The sequence below is a fragment of the Spirobacillus cienkowskii genome, from assembly GCF_037081835.1.
Taxonomy (GTDB): domain Bacteria; phylum Bdellovibrionota_B; class Oligoflexia; order Silvanigrellales; family Silvanigrellaceae; genus Silvanigrella; species Silvanigrella cienkowskii.
In genome coordinates, this window is sequence record NZ_CP146516.1 from 1657960 (window position 1) to 1681781 (window position 23822).

Sequence of the window (23822 nt, forward strand, 5' to 3'; positions counted from 1 at the left end):
AATAAATTTTATTTTTTAAATATTTCCTGATAACGATAAATACAAATTCCATGTATTAGATTTAAAATCTTTTGGCTTTAAAATAGGGGTCGCTAAAGCAATATCAAATTGAAATATTGAAAACTGGCCTTGCAAACCCAAAGCAGTGCCCCCTAAATTTCTGCCAACTAATTCGTTAGAATTGGGTCCCCAAACATAGCCGTAATCTAATGCTAAGTAAGTATTGTAATTTCCTAAATGACTTAAAAAACCAAGAGGCATTGTAAAATCATTGCGCACCAAATAACCATTTTCTGATAACAAAATAACATCCCCATCAAAGCCACGAACTGTATTTCTTCCTCCAATTGAAAACTGATCTGTTGCTGTTGTTTTATCTTTTGTGTACTGCAAACGATGATTAGAAGAAAATTGAACCTTTTTTTCCCATGGTGTAAACAAATAATTAAAATTAAATTGCGCGGTAAAAATTTTGGGTCTAATAGTCATTTGATTGGATTCTGTTTTTTGAAAATCAGACTCTGCACCAAACCATCCCGTTCCTTCACGATATGCAACTTGCGTTGTAAAATTAGAACGCGAATACATTTTTTTAACGCTTGCTCCAACTTCAATATTGGTTGTTTTTCTCCTTTGCGTGATAATTTCTCTATTATTGATGAAACTTTCCGCACGTCTAATAGATAGTAACGAATAAATTCCAATTTTTGCTGAAGCCGAGCGAAATGGAGTGTAATCCCAACGATAATCTGTTTTGTTACTATTTCCTCTTGATAATTCGTTTGCAGTGGTGAGTTTTAAAGTTTGTCCAAAGCGATTATAAGAGTTTGAAACACTAAAAAGATGATAATAAAACGGAATAGAATAGCTTAGCGTTAAACTTTGCGACATATTATATTGCGTTAAATTTTCGACATTAGACATTGAACTAGCGCTTAGTAAATCGCTAATCCCTAAAAGATTATCAAATGCTAAAAATGAAGAAAGTTGCGTTCGGCCTAAGCTCTTGCTACCAGAATTATCAACCGTTGTTCCAAATCGAATGCGTGATGTGAATTTTATTTTTTCGCGCTCTATAATAACAATACTAAAATTTGGATTTTCTCCTGGCTCAATTTTAGTTGTCACTTTTTGACTTGGCAGACGTTTCATCTGCTCAACGCCCTGCTCAATATCACGAATATTCAATACATCTCCAGATTTAATTGGAAATGCATTTTGCCAAATTCCCCAATTAGTATCTTCGCTGCGCGTTAAATCACCCTGCTCAACCATTCTAATTGCAGCAATCTTTCCAACCATCACTTTAAAATCAAGAACACCATCTGTTAAATTTTGTTCAGGAACCGCAACGCGAGAAGTGATGTAACCTTTCTCAATTAAAGAATTATTCAGCACATTTACAATTTGCTGAATCCCTTCTACCCCAATGCATGTGCTTAAGTACGGTTTGACATAACTCTCAAACCAAAAAAACAAGTCATTTTGGTTATCTATAAAATTAATTTTATTTATTTTGTAACATTGATCTTCTTTTGGCAGTTCTAAAGGAACTGGTTTTATTTCTTGTGGTTTTAATATATCCACCTGAGGTTCAATTTTCTTTTGAAACTCTTTTGCTCTGTCTTCTTGTTCATGGATTCCGAATTCAATTGCTTCGAGCGATGTGGTTGGAACTTGAGAGTAAGAATTTTTGCAAGCTAATAGACTTGCAATTAAAATAGGAGCATTTCTTGCATACATTTTACAATTCATAAAAAATTTCCAAAAAATTAATTACATAGCAGACTTCATGTCTACTAGAATCAAAAAAAATTAGTTAAACTTGTTAAATTAAATTTAAAAAAAAATCAAATAATTTTAGCTAATTATTTTTTTTACTAAATTTTAAGAAAAAAAAGGGGGATTACATTTTTTCTAGATAGGTAAGCAATATGCGATGTTTTTTATTTTAAGATATTTGGTAATTTTTTATTTATGCCAGTTAATAGTTGAGAAAATTACTATGAAGCTTAAAGAAATGGATCCAATTTGTTAAATGATTTTTTCAAAAATAGCTTAAAAAAGGAGCTAAAATGGGGTGGCAGCGCTAACTCATCACTGTATACCTTACTACCTGCGATTTATTTTCTCAACTACATTTATCCTCTTTTTTAAAAATTAGTCTATACACAAATCCTTCGTTAATAAACCAAGAAGTCGTCACTATTTTCATCTTTGTAGTTTTAATGAAATAAAAAAATTCTTTCAAGTGATGAAAAAAGTTTATTCAAAATTTGACCGCTCTATTAGGCAGTTTATTGAAATCCTATTTAACAGGTTAATTGAAACTAACGGAATTCAAATCGCATCAAAAGTGCTTTCTATTAAAGGACTTATCATCTATGTTTTCAGACATTTTTCTACCTGTCTGTTTAAGTACTAATTATTTTCCTAGTTGATTTTTTTAAACTATTAAATAGCATAACAAAATTAAAAAACGAAACTTGCGCGAATATTTTTTTAAAAACAATCGAAATTACAAGAAAACAAGCAATCCAAGTTCTTATTGGTTGATTGCCAAAGTCGAAAGCAATTTTTGTCCACGCGTGATTCACATCAATAGCATCAAAAAAGTACTCTACGGCGAAAAAGCTGTGTACTATTTAAAAACAACACAAATTAAAAATGATGAAAATTTAGACATCGGTATTTTTCAAATCAATTGGAAATACCATGGAAGTCAATAAAAATATAGACCAAAGATTTTTTTGATCTAAGTTATAGTTTAGTGTATGTGACGAATTGGGTTATACCTATGGTATATCAAAAATGTAAAATTAATTGGATTAGTTGTTACCATTCATTTAACAAAGACAGAGGAGATGTCTACAAAATGAAAATCAACAAAGCTAATTTAGAGCTAAGATTAATTTTAAATTCTTTGATAAAGCAGAGCACAAAATAAATATTATTTTTTAAGGATGATACTAATGTTTAATACTAAGTCAATTTTTGCTGTTGTTGCTTTTTCAGCGTTAACAATTTCATGTAGCAACAGTGGTGGTGGTGGAGATAAAAATAATTCAGAAAAATTTCATAACAGAAATAATTTTGATTCAACTTCTCATTCTCCAATGACTGCATGTAACAAAGATGCACCATTTGCTAAGTGTTTTGAAGGACAAAACCCATCACAATTAGAACCCAATAAATTAATTAAATCTTGTCCAGCAGGGACGATTCAAATTAATGATATATGCGATACTTTAAAAGTAGAATTTAATTATTCAAAAAATTCTGCAGAGAAAGAATCGAAAATAGTTAAATTAAAAGGTAAAAAAACAGATGAGTTGATTGTTCAAAAAGAAGAATCAAATGGTGAGAAAAAATATGATTATGGAAAATACTTTTCTCATGACAATAATGATGATTTAATATATAATTATAATAATAAATTCTGGGAGTATGAAAGTTTCAAAAGTCACAATAAGCCTGTAGAACTGTATTCTAAATTAAATATACGTCGAGTATCCTTTTCTGCTAATTTAAGTACCAGTGATAATAAGTTAAATATTGATTTTGATTTTGACGGCTACCAATTTAATTCTCAAAACGTTGACCTAGAAAAAGTGTGCAAAGAACTATCTGAAAAATATCAAACACAACATCAATATATAGATATACTGATGTATGGTTCTGATTCTGTTGATTGTATTATTCAATCACTAGACCTTTCAATACAGGGATATAAAAATCAATCAGGAACAGGATCAATTATAAAAAAAGTAGATTTTTAAAACGTCTTCACAAATTTTCCTCAGTAGCATCTGATTCTTCATCATCTGCACCTTGATTTTGACTCACAATCATAAATGGCGAAATATTTTCAGAATATTGACTTACTGATTTATTATTTAGATAATTTGAATTACTTAATTCAGAGTTAGTTATATCTAAAATATTATTATAATTTTTCACAATCAAACCATTTATAATCACAAAAGATTCGCCAAAACCCAAGTCTTTAATATTTTTAATCATGGTTTTAACTTCAAACATCGTGTTTTGTGAATGATAACAATCATTGAATTTTTTAGCACTAATTTCTAGTTTTTTAGTGTAGTTATATTTTTTATTAGGAAGCTCGTCATTATAAAAATCCTTTAAAAATCTAAGCCCAAATTGTTTTCCTTGTTGATATGCACAAAAATATGCTCTTTCTTTGCTATAATTATCCAATCCATCAAATAAATATGACTCAAATTTTATGTCGTTCGCATGATTTTCATGTAAAGTCATAACTTTATCAAAAAATGCTTTACCCTTATTCCTGTCTGTTAAACTATGAATATAAACAATTTTAATCTTTGGATTATCAGAACCATATAAAAATGTATCTTTAATATTAAAAGATACTCGCGGAGGTTTTGGTTCAGAAAAATTTATGACAAGATTTTTACTGCTCTTAAAGTTAAATTTTGTTACAAAATTACTCATATCATCATAATATTTTTTTTCAATTTCATAAAGTTCTTGTATTTCATTTATTTTTAAGTCCTTAATTTTGATTTCTTGGCCATTTCCTGAAGCAATAATTGAATCTTGATTTTCAAGAGGAAAAACATTGACAATATTTTTATTGTCACAAGTATTTCCAGAAATATCAATTTTAACTTTAATAGGCTCCATTTTTGAAGCAAAACAGGTCTCTGAAAAAGTTAAAAATACAAAAGAAGTTAAAAAAATTCTATTTTTCATTCTACACCTCGAATTGGAGACCTCTTCCATTAGGGAGAAGAGGAAAATGTTAAAAGAGCCAGGTTTCCGTATGGAAGCGCAAGCATAAATTGTAAATTTGCACGCAGGCAAAGAAGTCTCTTGCATGCGAGAATATTTGGCTACATTAGGCAAATCATTTTTTAATAGATTGATTGTGCTTCGCGGAACCCAAATTTGTGTTTTTCCTATTTTTCTAGAGTAAATTTAATTATTCACTTCTATTTTATTGTATGCTAAAAGTCCTTCCTCAAACTCTTTTTTATGTGTACCAATTTTTTCATGTTGTAGTAGTATAATAATTTTATCTAATATACTATAATATAAAGCAGCCTCATTCCATAAAGCAGACCATGATAGGTCTTCATCACTAAAGTAACGAAATGTCCCTTGAATAGAACAAAGTGAGTAAAAAATATCTTCAGGTTGTTTTTGAGTAATTGCCTCTGAAAGCCCATCTTTTTCAGCTTGCATGTTTCTTTTTGCAACAGAAATAAACCCTGTACACATAACTTCAAAGCCTTCTTGTTCTCTTTGTGCACCTTCGCTTTCCATAGCACCTAAAAGTTGCACTAGGTTTTCAAGATCGTTTTCTATTTCATGACATTGCATAACCCATTCTATTGCATTCATAATTTAATTTTCCTTTTCTTTGTTCCAAGGGAAACGTTGTGTAATGTCTTTTTTAGACAAATCATTTTTTAATGGATTGATTGTACTTTGCGGAACCCAAATTTGTGTTTTTCCTCCTCGTAATACTTTTTTATACTTAGGTAAAGTCTGTGGAGCTGTAGTTCCTTGCCACGCATTTAAACCTTCTTTACCTACTGTGTATTCAATATAACCACCATCACCATTCCAATGATCCCAAACTGCATACCCAGAACGCCACAATGCTTCGGTGGCAGGAGGAGGTTCTAATGCCCACCATTCGCCGCAGTAATCATTGGTTTTATATTCATTATTGAGTGCTCCAACCACACGATATAGTTTTGTTACTGGCTCTAAAATAACTGGCTCTGGAGCATCATTAAAACAAGTTAACAAATAATCTGTATGTTTCTCATTATTACCAAATTTCGGCCAACCCTCTTTAAATGGAATTATATTTTTAATTTTTTCTTTTAATTCCTCAAATTCTTTACTTTTAGGCTCTGCTCCAACGCAATTTGGGTTTGCTGTTTCTGCTGCAAAAATCAAAAAAACTGGAACATCATTATATTCAATTTTTTTACTTAACTCGATTAGATAAAAAAATAAACTTTGAAAGAATTAATACAACTAAAGAAAAAATATCGAATCTTTCCACAAATCATTCGCAGCGGTATCACATAAATGCCCAACCTGCATTAAAACTAGCAGCGCGTGATAAAAGAGAGCTTGCAGCGTTTAATAAGAAAGCAGATGAAGTTCTAATTAAACAGGGTTATAGCCAAGAGAGCATAGATAAACTTCGAGTGTTATACGAAGTAAAAGTAGGAGCCAAAAACCTAGATGATGTTTTAAAAGAAAAAGGCAAAGATTTTTTTAAGCATGATGAGTTTAAAAATCTTGCAGCAAAAGAAGGTTTGGGGATAGGGAAGAATGCGAGTGGTCAGGATGTTTTAAAAATTAATGTTCGTTCAGGGAATACCGGAAATTGGAATAAAGAATTAAATTATCCTAAGCCCAATAGAATTTATAAGGTTAATGAGCATGTCGATTATCATACCGATGAATTTGGACGTGTATTTTTTGTAAAAGGAGATTTTGATAAAGAAACATTAGAAATATTAGGAAGAAATGATTATCGAACAGGACAAGTGGGTAAATTAGGTAAAAGCGACAATCATGGAGGCCATATAATAGCAAGAATTTTAGGAGGCGCAGGAGAAAAGTTAAATTTAGTTCCAATGAATGGAGAATTTAATAGACGTGAATGGTTCGAGATGGAAAAGTTATGGGCAGATGCAATTAAGGATGGTAAAAAAGTTGAGTTAAAAATAGAGCCTGTGTATTTGGAAAAAGGTGTTAGGCCGGATAAGTTTAAGATTGAATATAAAATTGGTGATGGTAAGAGTATTGAACGAACATTTGATAATGTACCTGGAGGTAAGAAAAAATGACAAGAGATCAAGAAATTTATATCGATATTATTAAATTATTGTATCAAAATAGTTTAGAAGATACAAAAAAAATATCAATGCAGGCTGAGTTAATAACTCCAGAAGGTGATGTTTGTGAGTTTGAACTTTATTGTTATAATCAAGCCGATCAAAAAGAAAGGGTTAGTATTCAAGGAGTAATTGCTGCAAAAATACATAATCTTCTTAAGGATCTCCGAGAATTTTTCTTAAAAAACAATCAGCCTTACTGGAAGGGGTGTAATTTTGAAGTAAACTTAGAGGCCGGTAGTTATGAAGTTAATTTTGTTTACGAATAAAAAATAATTTAAATTTAATTAATTTTTAAAAATAAAAAAGAGTGTATTTAAAAATAAATAAGCTCTTTTTTTATTTTAATTTTTAATTTAAAGCGGAAGTTAAAATTTTTTAATCGCAATCGCATCACATAAACACCCAACCTGCAGTAAAATTAGCCCCCCGTGATAAAAGAGAGCTTGCAGCGTTTAATAAGAAAGCAGATGAAGTTCTAATTAAGCAAGGTTATAGCAAAGAAAATATAGATAAACTTCGTGTGTTATACGAAGTCAAAGTAGGGGCTAAAAATCTTGATGATGTGCTAAAAGAAAAAGGGAATGATTTTTTTAAGCATGATGAGTTTAAAAATCTTGCAGCAAAAGAAGGATTGGGGATAGGGAAGAATGCGAGTGGTCAGGATGTTTTAAAAATTAATGTTCGTTCAGGGAATACCGGAAATTGGAATAAAGAATTAAATTATCCTAAGCCCAATAGAATTTATAAGGTTAATGAGCATGTCGATTATCATACTGATGAATTTGGACGTGTATTTTTTGTAAAAGGAGATTTTGATAAAGAAACATTAGAAATATTAGGAAGAAATGATTATCGAACAAAACAAGCTGGGAATTTAGGTAAAAGCGATGATCATGGCGGGCATATAATAGCAAGAATGTTAGGAGGCGCAGGAGAAAAGTTAAATTTAGTTCCAATGAATGGAGAATTTAATCAAAAAGAATGGTTCAAGATGGAAAAGTTATGGGCAGATGCTATTAAGGATGGTAAAAAAGTTGAGTTAAAAATAGAGCCTGTGTATTTAGGGAATGGTGTTAGGCCAGATGGTTTTAATATTGATTATAAAATAGATGGTGAAGGGTTTAAGGAAGTATTTGATAACGTGCCGGGAGGTAAGTTTAAATGACATTTGATCAAGAAATATACTTGGAAATATCAAGAAATTTATTAAATATAAATAATTATCGTATCGAAAGTGGAAATTGTATTTGTTATGTTAAAATGAAAGCTGAATTAGTTTCTAGTAACGACGTATGTAAATTTAAATTTGAAATATTAGATAAAAATAAAAATCGAATTGATGCAACTTTAGATGGAGTTACTAGTTTAAAAATATTACGTATGTTATCAACACTCCGAGAATTTTTCTTAAAAAACAATCAACCTTACTGGAAGGGGTGTAATTTTGAAGTAAACTTAGAGGCAGGTAGTTATGAAGTGAATTTTGTTTACGAATAAAAAATAATTTAAAGTTAATTAATTTTAATTAATTTTAAAAAATAAAAAAGAGTGTATTTAAAAATAAATACGCTCTTTTTTTTGTTTCATTTTTAATTTTTAATTTAAAGCGGAAGTTAAAATTTTTAATCGCAATTGCTTCACATAAACACCCAGCCAGAAGCAGTAAAATTAGCCCCCCGCGATAAAAGAGAGCTTGCAGCGTTTAATAAGAAAGCAGATGAAGTTCTAATTAAGCAAGGTTATAGCAAAGAAAATATAGATAAACTTCGTGTGTTGTACGAAGTGAAAGTGGGCGCAAAAAACCTTGATGATGTTTTAAAAGAAAAAGGCAACGATTTTTTTAAGCATGGTGAGTTTAAAAATCTTGCAGCAAAAGAAGGTTTGGGGATAGCAAGAAATGCTAAAGGACAGCAGGTTTTAGAGATTACTATTAATTCGGGCACGACATGGAATTGGAGTAAAGAGCTGAGTTATCCTAAGCCTAATAGAGTTTATATGGTTAATGGTCAAGTTCATTATCAAACGGATGAGTTGGGACGTGTGTTTGATAAAAAATCAGAATTAACGTATGAAAATTGGCAAAAACGAGGAAGAAATGGGCACCAGCAAAGGAATGCGGGTAAATTAGGCGAAAAGGATGATCACGGTAGCCATTTATTGGCACATATGCTAGGCGGCCCAGGAGAAAAAATCAATTTAGTTCCAATGAATAAGGAACTCAATGGCCGCGAATGGCTTAAAATGGAAATGGAGTTAAACAACGCATTAAAAGATAATAAAAAGATAAATTTTCACGTTAAAATAGAGTATGAAGGAAACAGTAAAAGGCCGAAGCGGTTTGAGGTTGAATATAAAATTGATGGTGGTAAGGCTATTGAGCATAGTTGGAATAATACGCCAGGAGGAAAATAATGTTACTAAAAAATGAAAAAGATATAGCAAAAGAAATTGCAGAAAAATTATTGACTATCATGACTGATGGCATGATAAATATTTTTGTCAGGTTTATGCCATATGAATCTAATTATGGTTATTCAATTATTTTAAATTATACTAAAACCGATGGTTATATTGCTTATTATAATGAAGAAGATGCTACTTTAATTAAAAGCGATTTTCGTGAAGTTAGAACATACATTGGAAAATTATTGTTACAATTTCGCGAAAAAACACAGGGAAAATGGGAGAGATGTATTGCTTGGGTCAATAAAGACGGTGATTGTGATATAGATTTTTTGTATTTGTAAAACAATAAAAATAAATTATTTTAACTATAAAAATTTTTAATGAAAAATGGCAAAAGAGCAAGAAATAATTTCTAAAATAATAGATTTAATGACGGAGATTAAAATATATAAAGATAATCCGCAAAAGGTTATTTTAAAATATCAAGTAAATGATGAAAAAAATACTGCGGATCTCAATTTTAGTTTTATTGCAAGCGATCAAGAATATAACTCTTATGTTGAGTTGAGCGAGGTAGAAAAATTTCATTATTTATTAATGGAGTTAAGAGAGCTTTTTGCAAAAAGAAAACCTTTTCATTATTGGAAATCTTGTGTTTTAGAAATTGATTTTGAATTAAAAAATTATATTTTTAATTGTATTTATGATTAAAAATACACATTTGATAATCTAAAAAAAATTAGGAAACAAGTTTGAGGAAAAATTATGCTAACTAAGCAAGAAAAAGAAAGCAATGCTGCAAAATTAGCTTCAGAAAAAATGTTGAGTATTATGCCTGAAGGGATGATGAATATGATTTTAAGATTTAAAGTCATCAATCCAAAGTCAGAATGTAAAGTTGTTTTAAATTATACCAAACCCAATGGGTCTATTTCTCGTTTTACAGAAAATGACTGTGCTTTAATAGGAGATAAATTTTATGAAGCCGAAAATTATCTTGGTAATTTGCTTTTAAAATTATTAAAAGACACAAAAGGAGAATGGGAAACGTGTTTTATTTGGGTAAATAAAGATGGGGTTCATGACCTGGATCTTTTTAGATAAAATATTTTAATTTTAGTTTTAATGTTTAAAAATAATTGAAAGGTTAACAATGAAAAGGGATCAGGAAATTTATAATTCTATTGGAAAAATATTAAATAAAAATAAATTAAAAGATTCAGATAAAATATTATTTTATATAAAATATCTCAATTCACAAAGAAACGTTTGTGAAACAGGCGTGTTTGCAAAAAATGAAGACGATAAAGAATCGCAAATCACTTTATCCGAAGACGATTCAACAGAAATTCATACTTGTGCAGATGAACTGTATGAATATTTTAAAAATAATAACTTGCCCGATTGGAATGGTTTGTCTTTTATTTTAGATTTAAAAACAGATCAATATGATATAGATTTTATTGATGAGTGATTGAATAAAGTAAAATAAATTTTTTTAATAAAATACTTAAATAAAAAAAGAGTGTATTTAAAAATAAATGCACTCTTTTTTTGTAAAAAAAATTAGCAAAAAAAATCGATATTAATGATCCTGACTATAAACCTACATTAGTTGGGAAAGGCTACATAGATTCGTTAAAATCTAGAAAAGAAGTAGAAGACATGTATGGGAAAGAAAATGTAATATCCCGTTCGGTGCCTGATTTAAGTAAACCTAATGTTAATATGGCTGGAAGAGCGATAAATGTTGAATTAGATGACGGTAGAGTTGTAAAAGTGGTGTTTGATCAAAAGGGTCTTATCGATCTGACACCGTATATGAAAGTAGAAGTAAGAATGCCTGCAGGGGAAATGTTTGATAATAAATATGGTAAGCATTTTAAAATGGCAACTGAAGAGTTAAAAAGACAAATAGAAGCAGATCCGATTTTAAAAAGTAAATTTACTAAACAAGAATTAATAGATATTGAAAATGGGAATCGAAATATTGGAGCGTATACTTGGCATCACCATCAAGATTTAGGCAGAATGCAGTTAGTAGAAAGCGATGTGCATGAAAAAGTTGCACATGTGGGTGCAAAAAGCTTAAATCCTGAGTTAAAAGATTAATCAAAAAGGAGATAAAATGAAAAAAGAAATTATATTTGAATCAAAGTATGGTAAAGGTAATATTTATTTAATTCAACAGCAAGAAGAGAAAATAGGATTTAAATTTCCTCAATCTTATATTAATTTAATTTTAGAATATAATGGTTGTAAGATTAAGAACAATTTTGATTCTTTTGATTTTAATTCAAACTCTATAGGTAGAATTGATTCATATTACTTAGAACATTTTTTTTCATTTAATAAAAATGCAGATTCATGGTTACGTTTTGATTGGCATTGGGAGAATACTTTAGAATTTGATGAAGATGAGCCCTTTCCTAAAAATATTGTACCATTTGCGTCAGATCCTGGTAGAGAAAAAATTTGTTTTGATTACCGCCATGATCCTAAAACGGATAATCCTAAAATAGTGGTGTGGCATGCAGAAGAAGAACGTGGCTCACGCTCTGAATTATCTTTTGTGGCAACGAGGTTTGATGAATTTTTAGATATGTTATATGATGATAGAACAGAAAAAGAAAAAATACAGTATCAAGAAAATTCTTGGAAAAACCGAGAAAACCGTCGCAAAGAAGCGTTAGAAAATCAATAATAAATTAAAAATAAAAAGCGTTAAAAAAGGTAAATTTAGTATGCAAAACATAACAGAATTTGAAAACAAATACGGTTTAAAACTACCTGTGCATTATAAAAATTTATTAAAGAAACATCATTATTTAAAAGTGCGGGTACATTATACCACCAATGTGCAAGAAGTGATAAATAATGATGATAAAGAAGATTATGTTGGTTATTTAGTTACTTTTACACCGCACGTTGAAGATATGTATGCCATGGAATATGAAATAAAACATAATTCAGACGTATTTTTTAATAATAAACTAATTCCTTTTGCAAAAGATCGTAAGGGTAATTACAATTGTCTCAGTTACTTAAATGGGTTGGGAGACTCAGAACCATCTGTGGTGTATGTAAGGTTAGGTAACATTGAAGGTAAAAAAATAATCGAAAAAATAGATTATGTTGCCAATTGTTTTGAATGTATTTTGCCAACCTTAACAGAAAAGTTACCTGAAATTGCTGTTTATGGTACGTCATCAACTTTAAAAGTAAATGTTTCTAAAGAAAAAAAACTATTATTTAAAGAAAATCCGTATTCGCAGTTTGGGGAGTATTTGGATAAAAATTATTATACCAATAAATATTTTGAAATTAAAAATAAAAAAGGAGATAGTTTTTTAAATTACTTAGAAAAAACCAACCCCAAACGTTATCAAAATCTAATGCAAACTATCAATAATAGTCTTCGAGAAGAAGAGATGCATTTTCTAAAAGAATTTAAGCAAGAAGCCTCTACTCCGGCATTTACCCAATATGCCAAATGCGTGGTAAAAGGGTTAAGCCCCGAAGAGTATATTTTTAGAGGCTTAACGTTAAAAAATATGCCATCAACCCGCACTGAGCATGAAATTCTTACAGACATTGCTCAAGTTTTATACAACACTGCCCCCGATGATTTTATAAAAATTGTATTTAATGGTGCTCTTGCAACTACTGGCCGTAATGCAAAATATTTGTTTGATGCGTTTGACGCCGAAGACAAAATGAAAATTTATGATATTGATGAACTGAGTTTTGTAAACTTAACCCTGCTGTTTTCAGAATTGCGTCAGTATTTAACTGATCAATACGAGCGTCCTTTAAGGGAACTGCGAATTTATTATTATATTGATAAAGCTAAAATAGAAAAACAATATTTTTATTACTATCAAATGTATGATGATCATTAAAAATTAAGTAACATTTTTTTTATTTATTTTAAGGGGGTGTGGAGTGAGTTTTACGCAACCCCCTTTGTTTATTTATTTTAGTTTTTTAAAAATTTGTTTACGCTGCTTCGATTGTTATTTTAAATTTAAGTTTGTCTTTCTCAAGAATTTCTTCGAGAGCAAGCTTAACAAATATCAATTGATCATAGCCTAATTTTTTTGCAAACAGGGCGGCTCTGCCAGGACTAATGCCTTTTCTTCCATTTTCGATATCGGATAAATTTTGTTTTGAAATACCAAGTTTTTTTGCAAATTCTAGTTGAGTCAACTCATCACATAAACGTAACGAGCGCAATAGTTGCGATAAAGCAAGAGGTTTTCCGCCTCGCAATTTTTTTAAAACTTCAGTCGCATCCATTGATTTAGTACTCATGTTTGTTTACCTCCTCTATGCTGACAAATTCGATTTGTTTATCTTTTTTTTCTATATATATTGCATGGTATGCTTTATTTAATCTTATTGATCTTTCGCCTTTTCGTTTACCTTGAAGAGGTTCATCATGGAAGCTTTTTATTTTTCTTATTTCTCTTAAACCATCATAACCCATAATTCTAATTTATCGCGACAATGTGATGGTATAAGTGTAAGATCTTTAGCTGCTTTTTTTGTAATTTCTACCTTGAAAATATCCACAAGACCTCCATCTAAATAAAAGTACTCCTTGCAGTAGTATTTGTCAACAAAAAATCCTCAAGCGTCACCCCATCCAAGCAACCCTGCATCGCGATAGCAGCACCGCCCATCAAAAACTAGATGAGATATTTGACGAAGAGCAAATTCGGTTAAAAATAGGGATCGTTAACGATTTTGGCAAAGAGTTTGGCACATTTATATCAAATAGAGGGCAAGAAGCAGAGCAAAAAGAGAAAGAATTAGAACATGCTCTTAAAAATAGCGACACACTTCCACCCGAATACATAGAACAATTAAAACAAGAATACGAATCTGCTGCGAAATGGGCACCAGGGGGCGAATACCGTCAGGTTGCCACAGCACTTGCTGCAGCGTTTACAGGCAAGCTCAGTGCCACGGGAACGGAGCTTGTGCAAAGTTTTGCGGCCAATTATTTGCAAAGCATCGGTGCCGAAAAAATCAAAGAACTTGCCCCATTACTGGGGGGCGAAGGCAGCCCTGGGCACATTGCTCTGCACTCTGTTTTAGGCTGTGCCGCAGGAGCTATGGCCGATAGCTGCGGTTCTAGAGCGTTTGGAGCAGCATCAGGGGTGCTGATCAATACTGCCCTTTCAAGCCTTGAAGACACACAAAACCTCAGCGCTGCTGAGAGAGAAAATCGCATCAACATTGTGACCTCGTTGGTAGCGGGCATGTCTGCTGCTGCAGGGCTTGGCGATCCCAATGCTGCGATGACCAGTGCGAGGTTGGAAACAGAGAATAATAATTTGAAATTTGTGACAGAGAAAGGTTCGTATTTGCTAGATAAATTGGCAGATAAACGTACATGGCAACTTTTGCTGTTAGGCGGTGCAACGCTGACGTCGGGTTCTACTGCGTCAGTGGCAGTGAACGGTTTGATAATTTTAGGCAGAGCCTACACAGCTTATGAGATTGGCCAAGATATTTATGATGTTATAAATGGCGAAAAAACTTTGCAGCAGTTGGCGCTAGAAAAGAGTGAAGATTATGTTGTAGGTCTTATCACAACAAAAGCATTTGGAGAGATCGTCAAATCGGTAAAATCTGGTGCTTCGATAGTGATGCAAATGGGTGATGATGTCGTCGTCCAACAAGTAAAAAGCAGTGTTATCAATGTAACAGAAGCTAATAAAGACAAAATACAAAATTTAGCGAACTCTGGTGAAGAGTTTTTGCAAAAGGTAAAAGCCAAGGGTAAAGATTCAAAACAAATTGCAGAAAATCTTCCTGATGCCAAAGGCAAAGTCCCAGATGCGGATGGCAAGCTTCCTGGCACAAAAGAAAAACTTCCCGAGGCGGATGGTAAGAGTAGAAATCGTAATGAAAATGTGTTAATATCTAGAGATGATAATCAAATTAATCAACAAATAAGCAAGCCTTACAAACGTCCTTCTAATGCAACAACTCAAAAACAAAGAAAAACAGTACAAAATCAGCCTTGTGTAGATTGTGGTGTAAAATCAGATAAAATGTTTGCAGATCATAAAGTGCCTTTGGTAAAAGAATATTATGAGTCTGGAGGGAAAATTAATTTACAAAAGATGCGAGAAATTGATGCTGTACAGCCTCAATGTTCGTCTTGTTCTTCTAAGCAAGGAGCTGAAATGAGTAGATATTCTAAACAAAAGAAAAATGAATTAGGATTATAAAATGAATAAAGTTGAAGAGCAAAAAGCGATAAGCTTAAAGTATGGCACATTGTACATAGAGTGCCCGCTAAACTTAAAAGTTGGAATAAGTAAAAATATTTTAAATAAAGAATTAACAATGCCAATAAACGCTATGCGTTACCTCCCTTCAAAGGATACAACAGGTTGGTATATTTGGGCAGGTGAAGAGTTTTCTGAAAGTAATGATTTTTTTGTTGCATTGCATGCAGAACATTTAGAAAAATATTGTCCTTTAATAATAAAATATTTGGGATTACCACCTGGTTGGAGAGTTTTAATTGATGATTCTGCATATGAAGATGTTTGGTACGATTCTTCTTTATTAGTTGAATAAAATTTTATTTATACACGATTATTTATTTATTATTTTAGGGAGTGTACTCAAATAACGAAGAATACTTGAATTTTGGCATGTTTCCCCTAAGGGTTGGATTACCAAGTCTAACAAAAGAGGGAAACATGTTGAGGTTGATGATAACAGATCCAATGTGGTCGAGGCTAGCACCATTGCTTAAGGAATTTAAAATTCATTTTTCGAATAGAATTAGGATCTTTATGGGAGCTGTTTTTTGGAAGTTACGAACAGGAGCGCCATGGAGAGATCTTCCAACAGAATTTGGTTCCAATGAATAAAGTTTTAAATACAGGAAAATGGCTTGAAATGGAACAGGCGATTAATAACGCCATAAAAGCTAAGAAAAAAGTAACGTATGATTATGATGTAAAATATGAAGGAAATAGTAACAGACCAAGTAGTTTTAAGGTTAAGTATAGTGTTGATGGTGCTAAGCCTATTGAACATAATTGGGAAAATTTATTAGGAGGAAAATAATGTTATTAAAAAGCGAAAAAGAAATAAAAAAAGGTATTGCAGAAAAATTGTTGACAATTATCCCTAATGGGATGGTAAATATGATTATACGTTTTGAGCCATTTGAATTTAATGATGGGTATACAGTTATTTTAAATTATACCAAACCCAATGGTGAGATTTCTTATTATTCAGAAGATGATATTTTTAATAATGAAAATATAGATAATGCCAAAAATTACGTGGTCAATTTGCTTTTAAATTTTCGCAGATCGACTCAAGGAACATGGGAACGATGTTTGGTTTGGGTTAATAAAGATGGTGAATGTGATATAGATTTTGTGTACTGGTAAAAAATAAAATTAATTTAAGGAAAAAAAATGATAGAAGAACAAAAAATAATTGATGAAGTTGTGGAGTTAATGTTAGATGTCCAAGTAAACGAAGACAATCCACAAAAATTTATTTTAAAATTTAATGTAAATGATGAAAAAAAATCGGCAAAATTAAATTTTAGCTTTATTGCAAACGATGAAGAGCATAGCGCTTTGGTTGGGTTAGATGCAATAGAAAAATTTCATTGTTTATTAATGGAATTGAGAGAGCTTTTTGCAAAAAGAAAACCTTTTCATTATTGGAAATCGTGTGTTTTTGAAATTAATTTTGAATTAAAAAATTATGAATTTAATTTTGTTTATGATTAATTTATAATTGTAAAGTTTATAAATTAATCATATTTTTTTAAGTAAAAACATAGTTTAATTTTAGTAAATATATATTTTATAAAACGCTTTATAAAAAATCAAGAGGGATGTAATGCTGTCAGAGGAAGAAGAAATAAATATTAATATAGAAAAAGAAAACAATACTGCAAAATTGGCTTCAGAAAAAATGCTGAGCATCATGCCTGAAGGCATGATGAATATGATTTTAAGATTTAAAGTGAACAATCCAAAATCAGAATGTAAAGTTATTTTAAGTTACACTAAACCTAATGGATCCATTTCTCGTTTTACAGAAAATGATATTATTCTTATGGGAGATAAATTTAACGAAGCTGAAAAATATCTTGGTAACTTAATTTTAAAATTATTAAAAGACACAAAAGGAGAATGGAAAACCTGCTTTATTTGGGTAAATAAAGATGGGGTTCATGACCTGGATCTTTTTAGATAAAATATTTTAATTTTAGTTTTAATGTTTAAAAATAATTGAAAGGTTAACAATGACAAGAGATCAAGAAATTTATAATTCTATTGGAAAAATATTAAATAAAAATAAATTAAAAGATTCCGATAAAATATTATTTTATATAAAGTATCTCAATTCGCAAAGAAATGTTTGTGAAACTGGAGTGTTTTCTAAAAACAAACAAGATAAAGAGTCACAAATCACTTTGCCAGAAGACGACAAAACAGAAATGCATACATATGTTGATGAACTTTACGAATATTTTACCAATAATAATTTGCCCGATTGGAATGGTTTGTCTTTTATTTTGGATTTAAAAACAGATCAATATGATATAGATTTTATTGATGAGTGATTGAATAAAGTAAAATAAATTTTTTTAATAAAATACTTAAATAAAAAAAGAGTGTATTTAAAAATAAATGCGCTCTTTTTTTTAATGAATTAGCAAAAAAAATCAATATTAAGGATCCAGACTACAAACCTACATTAGGTGGGAAAGGACCTATAGATTCGTTAAAATCTAAAAAAGAATTCGAAGCCATGTATGGAAAAGAGAATGTAATATCGCATACTGTGCCTGATTTGGATAAGCCTAATGTTAATATGGCTGGAAGAGCGATAAATGTTGAATTAAATGATGGTAGAGTTGTAAAGGTTGTATATGAGCAAAAGGGGCTTCCTATTTTCACGTCGCATATGAAAACGGAAGTAATTTTTCCGCAAAAGACAATGTTGGAAACAAATTATAGAGAGCATTTTAAGATGGCAACAAAAGAGCTAAAAAGACAAATAGCTGAAGATCCTGCTTTAAGAAAAAAATTTACTAAACAAGAGCTACTCGATATAGAAAATGAAAAAATTAATATAGGAGAAAGTACGTGGCATCATCATCAAGATTTAGGTAGAATGCAGCTAGTGCCATCAAAAATTCACGAGGTAAGGCATGTTGGCGCTAAAAGTTTAAATCCTGAATTAAAAGAAAGAAAAACAAAAGTTAAAGTGGAGGCTACTGAGTGAAAAAAAATATAGTATTTAGATCATATGATGGAAAAATTGATGTTTCTATGGTACATGAATTTGAAAAGAAAACAGGGTTTAAATTTCCTAAGTCTTATATTAATATTATTACCAAGTATAATGAGGCGAGAATTGCAAACCATATGAATGTTTTTTATTTTTATTCAAATTTAATAGATCGTTACGAAAGCTATTCTATAGGCTGTTTTTTAGGATACAATACAGATTGTTCAATAGAATCATATTGGGAAAATATATTAGTTGACGAAGAATATGATGATGACGATGGAGAGGATTATGTAGCTCAAGCACCATTTCCTAAAAATGTTATTCGATTTGCAGTTGATCCTGCAGGAGAAGGGATCTGTTTTGATTACCGTCATGATCCTAAAACAGATAATCCTAAAATAGTGGTGTGGCACCATGAAGCAGAATCTGGCTCAAGTTCTGAATTATCGTTTGTAGCAACAAGTTTTGATGAGTTTTTAGATATGTTGTATGACAGAAATTCAGCAGCAGGAAAGATATACAATGAAGAGCTTTTTTGGAAAAACCGAGAAAACCGTCGCAAAGAAGCGTTAGAAAATCAATAATAAATTAAAAATAAAAAGCGTTAAAAAAGGTAAATTTAGTATGCAAAAAATAACAGAATTTGAAAACAAATACAGTTTAAAACTCCCCGTGCATTATAAAAATTTATTAAAGGAACATCATTATTTAAAAGTGCGGGTGCATTATACCACCAATGTGCAAGAAGTGATAAATAACGATGATAAAGAAGATTACGTTGGTTATTTAGTTACTTTTACAGAGTATGTAGAAGATATGTATGCCATGGAATATGAAATAAAACATAATTCAGATGTATTTTTTAATAATAAACTGATTCCTTTTGCAAAAGATCGTAAGGGTAATTACAATTGCCTCAGTTACTTAAACGGATTGCCAGACTCAGAACCATCTGTGGTATATGTAAAGTTAGGTAACATTGAAGGTAAAAAAATAATCGAAAAAATAGATTATGTTGCCAATAGTTTTGAATGTATTTTACCCACTTTAACAGAAAAGTTACCTGAAATTGATGTTTATGGTACGTCATCAGCTTTAAAAGTAAATGTTTCTAACGAAAAAAAACTATTATTTAAAGAAAATCCGTATTCGCAGTTTGGGGAGTATTTGGATAAAAATTATTATACCAATAAATATTTTGAAATTAAAAATAAAAAAGGAGATAGTTTTTTAAATTATTTAGAAAAAATCAACCCAAAACGCTACCAAAACCTAATGCAAACTATCAATAATAGTCTTCGCGACGAAGAGATGCATTTTCTAAAAGAATTTAAGCAAGAAGCCTCTACTCCTGCATTTACCCAATACGCCAAATGCGTGGTAAAAGGGCTAAACCCCGAAGAGTATATTTTTAGAGGCTTAACGTTAAAAAATATGCCTTCAACTCGCACTGAGCATGAAATTTTAACGGATATCGCTCAAGTTTTATACAATACTGTTCCCGATGATTTTATAAAAATTGTATTTAATGGTGCTCTTGCACCTACTGGCCGTAATGCAAAATATTTGTTTGATGCGTTTGACGCCGAAGACAAAATGAAAATTTATGACATTGATGAATTGAGTTTTGTAAACTTAACCATGTTGTTTTCAGAATTGCGTCAGTATTTAACTGATCAATACGAGCGTCCTTTAAGGGAACTGAGAATTTATTATTATATTGATAAAGCTAAAATAGAAAAACAATATTTTTATTATACGCCGTCCACTAAGTTTTTAACATAAGCTTGCCTTAGGTTTTGAATTCATAATTGACTTGACAATTTTTTGTGTTAATTGATTCCAACCACTAGAGCATTTTTGAACGAGATCTTCATAATCTTTATAAATTTTAAATGATAAGTGATTCCTTTTAAAATAACTCCATAACCTTTCAATTGGATTTAACTCTGGAGAAAATGAAGGTAAAAAAATAAATGATATATTTTGGGGTAAAATTAATTTTTTGCTTTTATGTGCACTAGCTCCATCTAGTATCATAATAATATGCTCATTCTTAGGTACGGTCTTGGAGTACTCATTGATAAAAATTTGCATGTTTTCAACATTTAAATTTGGTAATATCATTCCAAAATATTTGCCCGTATCTTTGTTAGCAGTAGCATAAATCCATGAGTTTAAATAACCCATTTGAGTTTTAAATTCTGGTCTGATTGGGAAAGGACTCCAAATACCAGATTTTATTGTCATTTGTCCAAATCGTGATTCATCTTGAAAATCTATGTTTATTTTTTTTCCTGGATTTTTTACTTTAATTTCATTAATTTTATTTGGTAAATCTTTAATCCATTCGGCCATTTTTTCTGGGTCATTTTTTATATGCTTTGTTCTTGGAACAACTCTTCTTATTAATGTTCTTTGAAGGAACTTGTATAACCCACTTTTACTAAATTTTTTTTTAATTTCGTTTTGGATTCTATAATACTATTTATTATTTGGGCATGAACAACTTTTTCCTCATTAAATTCAGAATTTAATTGAATGATTTCAGTTTTTAAAATTTCAACTTCTTCTTTATTTACAAAGGATGGACGACCAGAACGTGGTTTATCAAGTAAAAAATAAATACCATTATTCTTATAGTTTGAAACCCAATAATTTGCCCGTCCTCTTGAAAGGCATAATAAAGTTTCAATCTTTTTTTCAGAAAATCCTACGGAATATAAAAAAATTATAAATAATCGACGTAAAAGATTAAAACTTAATTTATTTTGAGGTATTCTCTTTAAATCATCCATAAGTTGTTGTACATTATTCATTGTGCTGCAGTGTCCTTTTATAAAAGAAAGTACGAATGTTAACTGCAGCATATCCTGTTTTCAATATTCATCAATTTCCGTATAAATATTTATTTTTGGTTATCTATGTTGCCAACAAACTTAGTGGACGGCGTATTACTATCAAATGTATGATGATCATTAAAAATCAAGTCATATTTTTTTGAACTATTTTTAAGGGGGTGAGTGAATTTTACGCAACCCCCTTTGTTTATTTATTTTAGTTTTTTAAAAATTTGTTTACGCTGCTTCGATTGTTATTTTAAATTTAAGTTTGTCTTTCTCAAGAATTTCTTCGAGAGCAAGCTTAACAAATATCAATTGATCATAGCCTAATTTTTTTGCAAACAGGGCGACTCTGCCAGGACTAATGCCTTTTCTTCCATTTTCGATATCGGATAAATTTTGTTTTGAAATACCAAGTTTTTTTGCAAATTCTAGTTGAGTCAACTCATCACATAAACGTAACGAGCGCAATAGTTGCGATAAAGCAAGAGGTTTTCCGCCTCGCAATTTTTTTAAAACTTCAGTCGCATCCATTGATTTAGTACTCATGTTTGTTTACCTCCTCTATGCTGACAAATTCGATTTGTTTATCTTTTTTTTCTATATATATTGCACGGTATGCTTTATTTAATCTTATTGATCTTTCGCCTTTTCGTTTACCTTGAAGAGGTTCATCATGGAAGCTTTTTATTTTTCTTATTTCTCTTAAACCATCATAACCCATAATTCTAATTTATCGCGACAATGTGATGGTATAAGTGTAAGATCTTTAGCTGCTTTTTTTGTAATTTCTACCTTGAAAATATCCACAAGACCTCCATCTAAATAAAAGTACTCCTTGCAGTAGTATTTGTCAACAAAAAATCCTCAAGCGTCACCCGGAGCGTGATAGACGAAGGCGTACTTGAAATCCGCAATGACAAAAAGCAATTGGCGCTCACAGGCAAAACAATACGAATCTGCCGCCAAATGGGCGCCTGGGGGCGAATACCGTCAGGTTGCCACAGCACTTGCCGCAGCGTTTACAGGCAACCTCAGCGCCATAGGAAGTGAGTTGCCACAAAGTTTTGCGGCCAATTATTTGCAAAGCATCGGTGCCAAAAAGATTAAATAATTTGAGAATTTAGATTAGTTTTTCAACTTAATCTTCTAAGCAAGGCGCGAAAGTAGATATTCTAAACAAAAGAAAAATGAATTAGGATTATAAAATGAATAAAGTTGAAGAGCAAAAAGCGATAAGCTTAAAGTCTGGCACATTGTACATAGAGTGCCCGCTAAACTTAAAAGTTGGAATAAGTAAAAATATTTTAAATAAAGAATTAACAATGCCAATAAACGCTATGCGTTACCTCCCTTCAAAGGATACAACAGGTTGGTATATTTGGGCAGGTGAAGAGTTTTCTGAAAGTAATGATTTTTTTGTTGCATTGCATGCAGAACATTTAGAAAAATATTGTCCTTTAATAATAAAATATTTGGGATTACCACCTGGTTGGAGAGTTTTAATTGATGATTCTGCATATGAAGATGTTTGGTACGATTCTTCTTTATTAGTTGAATAAAATTTTATTTATACACGATTATTTATTTATTATTTTAATAAATTTGGAGATATTTTTATTGTTATGCTAGAAATTTGTTGCTACTTATAAAATTGATAATTCAGCTTTTGAATCTAAATCATTTGATAATGTTCCTGGAGGTAAGAAAAAATGACAAGAGATCAAGAAATTTATATCGATATTATTAAACTATTGTATCAAAACAGTTTAGAGGATACAAAAAAAATATCAATGCAGGCTGAGTTGCGAACACCAGAAGGTGATGTTTGTGAGTTTGAACTTTTTTGTTATAATCAAGCCGATCAAAAAGAAAGGGTTAGCATGCAAGGAGTAATTAGTTTAAAAATACTTAGACTTCTAGCAGAACTCCGAGAATTTTTCTTAAAAAACAATCAACCTTACTGGAAGGGTTGTAATTTTGAAGTAAATTTAGAGGCAGGCGGTTATGAAGTGAATTTTATTTATGAATAATAAATATTTTAGATTCAATTAATTTTTAAAAATAAATACGCTCTTTTTTTTTGTTTCATTTTTATTTTTTAAATTAAAGCGGAAGTTAAAATTTAATAATCGCAGGTAGTTCAGATAAATTATCAACCAGAATCATTAAAAATATCAGAAAATTTGTTATCATTTATACCAGATGTAATGATTAATGCAATTGTAAATTTTAGAGTGCAAGATAATTATACACCAATTGTTGTCAATTTTACTTATTCAAAATGGGTTTTAAAAACTCATACATATAAAAAGGAGCAATTAAATAAACAAAAAATCAATGAATCTAAAAATTTTATAGA

36 protein-coding genes are annotated in these 23822 nt (G+C 30.6%); 28 read left to right on the forward strand and 8 right to left on the reverse strand.

Annotation, left to right across the window (positions count from 1 at the left end):
* Nucleotides 1-15 precede the first annotated feature (15 nt).
* Nucleotides 16-1755, reverse strand: coding sequence for a ShlB/FhaC/HecB family hemolysin secretion/activation protein (locus tag Spiro2_RS07235; protein WP_338635016.1), 1740 nt, complete (start codon nucleotides 1753-1755; stop codon nucleotides 16-18).
* Between the two features lie 731 nt (nucleotides 1756-2486).
* Between Spiro2_RS07235 and Spiro2_RS07240 the strand changes: the two genes are divergently transcribed.
* Together Spiro2_RS07240 and Spiro2_RS07245 are read left to right on the forward strand one after the other, a co-directional pair.
* Nucleotides 2487-2729 (forward strand): hypothetical protein, encoded by a 243-nt coding sequence (locus tag Spiro2_RS07240; protein WP_338635017.1) that lies wholly within the window; start codon nucleotides 2487-2489, stop codon nucleotides 2727-2729.
* A 243-nt stretch (nucleotides 2730-2972) separates the two neighbouring features.
* Nucleotides 2973-3779, forward strand: coding sequence for a hypothetical protein (locus Spiro2_RS07245; protein ID WP_338635018.1), 807 nt, complete (start codon nucleotides 2973-2975; stop codon nucleotides 3777-3779).
* Between the two features lie 7 nt (nucleotides 3780-3786).
* On the opposite strand, the gene Spiro2_RS07250 is transcribed toward Spiro2_RS07245, so the two are convergent.
* The 3 genes from Spiro2_RS07250 to Spiro2_RS07260 all read right to left on the reverse strand — a co-directional run bounded on the left by Spiro2_RS07250 (nucleotide 3787) and on the right by Spiro2_RS07260 (nucleotide 5958).
* Nucleotides 3787-4740: a hypothetical protein gene (locus tag Spiro2_RS07250; RefSeq protein WP_338635019.1), complete on the reverse strand. Its 954-nt coding sequence runs from the start codon at nucleotides 4738-4740 to the stop codon at nucleotides 3787-3789.
* Between the two features lie 225 nt (nucleotides 4741-4965).
* Nucleotides 4966-5391, reverse strand: coding sequence for a hypothetical protein (locus Spiro2_RS07255; protein WP_338635020.1), 426 nt, complete (start codon nucleotides 5389-5391; stop codon nucleotides 4966-4968).
* Between the two features lie 3 nt (nucleotides 5392-5394).
* Entirely contained in the window at nucleotides 5395-5958 is a 564-nt protein-coding gene (locus tag Spiro2_RS07260) for a hypothetical protein (protein ID WP_338635021.1), read from the reverse strand.
* Between Spiro2_RS07260 and Spiro2_RS07265 the strand changes: the two genes are divergently transcribed.
* From Spiro2_RS07265 to Spiro2_RS07320, 12 genes are all read left to right on the forward strand, one after another.
* Complete coding sequence (locus Spiro2_RS07265; protein WP_338635022.1) at nucleotides 5934-6863, forward strand: DNA/RNA non-specific endonuclease; 930 nt, start codon at nucleotides 5934-5936, stop codon at nucleotides 6861-6863. The genes Spiro2_RS07260 and Spiro2_RS07265 overlap by 25 nt on opposite strands.
* A complete protein-coding gene (locus Spiro2_RS07270; protein WP_338635023.1) occupies nucleotides 6860-7180 on the forward strand; it encodes a hypothetical protein in 321 nt (106 codons plus the stop codon). The genes Spiro2_RS07265 and Spiro2_RS07270 overlap by 4 nt, the downstream gene beginning before the upstream one ends.
* 254 nt (nucleotides 7181-7434) lie before the next feature.
* Nucleotides 7435-8079, forward strand: a complete 645-nt coding sequence (locus tag Spiro2_RS07275; protein ID WP_338635024.1) for a DNA/RNA non-specific endonuclease — start codon at nucleotides 7435-7437, stop codon at nucleotides 8077-8079.
* Nucleotides 8076-8411, forward strand: coding sequence for a hypothetical protein (locus Spiro2_RS07280; RefSeq protein ID WP_338635025.1), 336 nt, complete (start codon nucleotides 8076-8078; stop codon nucleotides 8409-8411). The genes Spiro2_RS07275 and Spiro2_RS07280 overlap by 4 nt, the downstream gene beginning before the upstream one ends.
* Before the next feature lie 135 nt (nucleotides 8412-8546).
* Nucleotides 8547-9326 carry a DNA/RNA non-specific endonuclease gene (locus tag Spiro2_RS07285; RefSeq protein ID WP_338635026.1) on the forward strand — a complete coding sequence of 260 codons (780 nt, stop codon included), beginning with the start codon at nucleotides 8547-8549 and terminating at the stop codon, nucleotides 9324-9326.
* The gene (locus Spiro2_RS07290) at nucleotides 9326-9661 is read left to right on the forward strand and encodes a hypothetical protein (RefSeq protein ID WP_338635027.1); all 336 of its coding nucleotides are present in this window, start codon (nucleotides 9326-9328) and stop codon (nucleotides 9659-9661) included. The genes Spiro2_RS07285 and Spiro2_RS07290 overlap by 1 nt, the downstream gene beginning before the upstream one ends.
* A gap of 46 nt (nucleotides 9662-9707) precedes the next feature.
* Nucleotides 9708-10031: a hypothetical protein gene (locus tag Spiro2_RS07295; RefSeq protein WP_338635028.1), complete on the forward strand. Its 324-nt coding sequence runs from the start codon at nucleotides 9708-9710 to the stop codon at nucleotides 10029-10031.
* A gap of 54 nt (nucleotides 10032-10085) precedes the next feature.
* The gene (locus Spiro2_RS07300) at nucleotides 10086-10424 is read left to right on the forward strand and encodes a hypothetical protein (RefSeq protein WP_338635029.1); all 339 of its coding nucleotides are present in this window, start codon (nucleotides 10086-10088) and stop codon (nucleotides 10422-10424) included.
* A gap of 49 nt (nucleotides 10425-10473) precedes the next feature.
* Complete coding sequence (locus Spiro2_RS07305; RefSeq protein ID WP_338635030.1) at nucleotides 10474-10794, forward strand: hypothetical protein; 321 nt, start codon at nucleotides 10474-10476, stop codon at nucleotides 10792-10794.
* A gap of 191 nt (nucleotides 10795-10985) precedes the next feature.
* Nucleotides 10986-11432: an HNH endonuclease gene (locus Spiro2_RS07310; protein WP_338635032.1), complete on the forward strand. Its 447-nt coding sequence runs from the start codon at nucleotides 10986-10988 to the stop codon at nucleotides 11430-11432.
* Between the two features lie 16 nt (nucleotides 11433-11448).
* Complete coding sequence (locus Spiro2_RS07315; protein WP_338635033.1) at nucleotides 11449-12024, forward strand: SMI1/KNR4 family protein; 576 nt, start codon at nucleotides 11449-11451, stop codon at nucleotides 12022-12024.
* Nucleotides 12025-12064: 40 nt separating this feature from the next.
* Nucleotides 12065-13222 carry an SMI1/KNR4 family protein gene (locus Spiro2_RS07320; protein ID WP_338635034.1) on the forward strand — a complete coding sequence of 386 codons (1158 nt, stop codon included), beginning with the start codon at nucleotides 12065-12067 and terminating at the stop codon, nucleotides 13220-13222.
* A gap of 97 nt (nucleotides 13223-13319) precedes the next feature.
* Here Spiro2_RS07320 and Spiro2_RS07325 read toward each other — a convergent pair whose 3' ends face one another.
* A complete protein-coding gene (locus Spiro2_RS07325; RefSeq protein ID WP_338635035.1) occupies nucleotides 13320-13634 on the reverse strand; it encodes a helix-turn-helix transcriptional regulator in 315 nt (104 codons plus the stop codon).
* Nucleotides 13635-14305: 671 nt separating this feature from the next.
* Between Spiro2_RS07325 and Spiro2_RS07330 the strand changes: the two genes are divergently transcribed.
* From Spiro2_RS07330 to Spiro2_RS07380, 11 genes are all read left to right on the forward strand, one after another.
* Entirely contained in the window at nucleotides 14306-15565 is a 1260-nt protein-coding gene (locus Spiro2_RS07330; protein ID WP_338635036.1) for a hypothetical protein, read from the forward strand.
* 1 nt (nucleotide 15566) lies between these two features.
* Nucleotides 15567-15920: an immunity protein Imm33 domain-containing protein gene (locus tag Spiro2_RS07335; protein WP_338635037.1), complete on the forward strand. Its 354-nt coding sequence runs from the start codon at nucleotides 15567-15569 to the stop codon at nucleotides 15918-15920.
* A gap of 137 nt (nucleotides 15921-16057) precedes the next feature.
* Nucleotides 16058-16219, forward strand: coding sequence for a transposase (locus Spiro2_RS07340; protein WP_338635038.1), 162 nt, complete (start codon nucleotides 16058-16060; stop codon nucleotides 16217-16219).
* Nucleotides 16212-16418, forward strand: coding sequence for a DNA/RNA non-specific endonuclease (locus Spiro2_RS07345; RefSeq protein ID WP_338635039.1), 207 nt, complete (start codon nucleotides 16212-16214; stop codon nucleotides 16416-16418). Before Spiro2_RS07340 ends, Spiro2_RS07345 begins: the two co-directional genes overlap by 8 nt.
* Complete coding sequence (locus Spiro2_RS07350; RefSeq protein ID WP_338635040.1) at nucleotides 16418-16750, forward strand: hypothetical protein; 333 nt, start codon at nucleotides 16418-16420, stop codon at nucleotides 16748-16750. Before Spiro2_RS07345 ends, Spiro2_RS07350 begins: the two co-directional genes overlap by 1 nt.
* Nucleotides 16751-16777: 27 nt before the next feature.
* The gene (locus tag Spiro2_RS07355; RefSeq protein WP_338635041.1) at nucleotides 16778-17101 is read left to right on the forward strand and encodes a hypothetical protein; all 324 of its coding nucleotides are present in this window, start codon (nucleotides 16778-16780) and stop codon (nucleotides 17099-17101) included.
* Nucleotides 17102-17213: 112 nt separating this feature from the next.
* Nucleotides 17214-17573 carry a hypothetical protein gene (locus Spiro2_RS07360; protein WP_338635043.1) on the forward strand — a complete coding sequence of 120 codons (360 nt, stop codon included), beginning with the start codon at nucleotides 17214-17216 and terminating at the stop codon, nucleotides 17571-17573.
* Nucleotides 17574-17622: 49 nt separating this feature from the next.
* On the forward strand, nucleotides 17623-17943 hold the full coding sequence (locus Spiro2_RS07365) for a hypothetical protein (protein WP_338635044.1): 321 nt from the start codon (nucleotides 17623-17625) through the stop codon (nucleotides 17941-17943).
* A 188-nt stretch (nucleotides 17944-18131) separates the two neighbouring features.
* A complete protein-coding gene (locus Spiro2_RS07370; RefSeq protein ID WP_338635046.1) occupies nucleotides 18132-18608 on the forward strand; it encodes an HNH endonuclease in 477 nt (158 codons plus the stop codon).
* Nucleotides 18605-19201 (forward strand): SMI1/KNR4 family protein, encoded by a 597-nt coding sequence (locus tag Spiro2_RS07375; RefSeq protein WP_338635047.1) that lies wholly within the window; start codon nucleotides 18605-18607, stop codon nucleotides 19199-19201. The genes Spiro2_RS07370 and Spiro2_RS07375 overlap by 4 nt, the downstream gene beginning before the upstream one ends.
* A 40-nt stretch (nucleotides 19202-19241) precedes the next feature.
* On the forward strand, nucleotides 19242-20402 hold the full coding sequence (locus tag Spiro2_RS07380; RefSeq protein ID WP_338635048.1) for an SMI1/KNR4 family protein: 1161 nt from the start codon (nucleotides 19242-19244) through the stop codon (nucleotides 20400-20402).
* Here Spiro2_RS07380 and Spiro2_RS07385 read toward each other — a convergent pair.
* The 3 genes from Spiro2_RS07385 to Spiro2_RS07395 all read right to left on the reverse strand — a co-directional run bounded on the left by Spiro2_RS07385 (nucleotide 20394) and on the right by Spiro2_RS07395 (nucleotide 22009).
* Entirely contained in the window at nucleotides 20394-21092 is a 699-nt protein-coding gene (locus tag Spiro2_RS07385; RefSeq protein ID WP_338637753.1) for an IS630 family transposase, read from the reverse strand. The genes Spiro2_RS07380 and Spiro2_RS07385 overlap by 9 nt on opposite strands.
* Nucleotides 21026-21436 (reverse strand): hypothetical protein, encoded by a 411-nt coding sequence (locus tag Spiro2_RS07390; RefSeq protein WP_338634792.1) that lies wholly within the window; start codon nucleotides 21434-21436, stop codon nucleotides 21026-21028. Before Spiro2_RS07390 ends, Spiro2_RS07385 begins: the two co-directional genes overlap by 67 nt.
* 258 nt (nucleotides 21437-21694) lie before the next feature.
* Complete coding sequence (locus Spiro2_RS07395; protein WP_338635049.1) at nucleotides 21695-22009, reverse strand: helix-turn-helix transcriptional regulator; 315 nt, start codon at nucleotides 22007-22009, stop codon at nucleotides 21695-21697.
* Between the two features lie 367 nt (nucleotides 22010-22376).
* On the opposite strand from Spiro2_RS07395, the gene Spiro2_RS07400 reads away from it, so the two are divergent.
* The 3 genes from Spiro2_RS07400 to Spiro2_RS07410 all read left to right on the forward strand — a co-directional run bounded on the left by Spiro2_RS07400 (nucleotide 22377) and on the right by Spiro2_RS07410 (nucleotide 23493).
* Nucleotides 22377-22574 (forward strand): hypothetical protein, encoded by a 198-nt coding sequence (locus Spiro2_RS07400; protein ID WP_338635051.1) that lies wholly within the window; start codon nucleotides 22377-22379, stop codon nucleotides 22572-22574.
* A gap of 94 nt (nucleotides 22575-22668) precedes the next feature.
* Nucleotides 22669-23022: an immunity protein Imm33 domain-containing protein gene (locus Spiro2_RS07405; protein ID WP_338635052.1), complete on the forward strand. Its 354-nt coding sequence runs from the start codon at nucleotides 22669-22671 to the stop codon at nucleotides 23020-23022.
* 150 nt (nucleotides 23023-23172) lie between these two features.
* Entirely contained in the window at nucleotides 23173-23493 is a 321-nt protein-coding gene (locus tag Spiro2_RS07410) for a hypothetical protein (protein WP_338635053.1), read from the forward strand.
* Nucleotides 23494-23822: the final 329 nt, after the last annotated feature.